The sequence below is a fragment of the Acinetobacter sp. I-MWF genome (assembly GCF_025433935.1).
GTDB lineage: Bacteria > Pseudomonadota > Gammaproteobacteria > Pseudomonadales > Moraxellaceae > Acinetobacter > Acinetobacter guillouiae.
Genome location: NZ_JAMBAR010000033.1, coordinates 1 through 307, shown reverse-complemented (window position 1 = coordinate 307; position 307 = coordinate 1). Strand labels below are relative to the sequence as shown.

1 protein-coding gene is annotated in these 307 nt (G+C 60.3%); it reads right to left on the bottom strand.

Going from position 1 to position 307, the window contains the following annotated elements:
• Positions 1-254: glutathione S-transferase N-terminal domain-containing protein (locus tag M2R48_RS21235; protein ID WP_262087609.1), on the bottom strand; the 254-nt coding region annotated here is incomplete at its 3' end.
• Between the last annotated feature and the right edge of the window lie 53 nt (positions 255-307).

The following is a 307-nucleotide window of genomic DNA, read 5'->3' as shown; positions in this document are numbered from 1 at the left end:
AACGGCTGACCGCCGGGGCCGTTAGGGTCGATGATCGCGGGAATCTTGTTGTTGGGGTTCAGCGACAGGAACTCGGGCGACAGCTGGTCCTGGGTCTCGAAGCTGACTTTGTGCGCCTCGTAGGGCAGGCCCAGCTCTTCGAGCATGATCGAGACTTTTACCCCGTTGGGCGTGGGCAGCGAATACAGTTGCAGGCGTTCCGGATGCTGGGCGGGCCATTTGCGGTTGATCGGGAAAGCGGCGAGTGAATTCATCGGGATATCCCTCGGCGGAAACCCCCATGATAATCATCTGTCCGGCATCCTGC